Annotated in this window: 1 pseudogene; it reads left to right on the forward strand. The window is 49.3% G+C overall.

Going from position 1 to position 278, the window contains the following annotated elements:
- Window positions 1-278: pseudogene (locus tag AAEY57_RS19785) on the forward strand (retention module-containing protein); the annotation flags it as partial.

The following is a 278-nucleotide window of genomic DNA, read 5'->3' on the forward strand; positions in this document are numbered from 1 at the left end:
CATTAGCTGAAGGGAACTACAGCGTCAGCGCCAGCATCACTGATGCTGCAGGCAACACTGGCACCGGCACGGACAGTGGCGAAGTAGACGTAACCCCGCCAGCACTTGCCTTTACACCAACGTTTGAACTTGGTTTATTAATTACCCTAAGCGGTACGTCTGACTTGCCTATTGGCAGTGAAATTACCATTACCGAGCAACTTGTTAATGGTGGTATTGGTGCAACATATACCACTACAACGGATGCAGGTGGCAACTGGTCATTAGTGGGTTTGGAT

It is taken from the genome of Pseudoalteromonas sp. MER144-MNA-CIBAN-0113, assembly GCF_040308965.1.
In the GTDB taxonomy this organism is placed as follows: domain Bacteria; phylum Pseudomonadota; class Gammaproteobacteria; order Enterobacterales; family Alteromonadaceae; genus Pseudoalteromonas; species Pseudoalteromonas tetraodonis.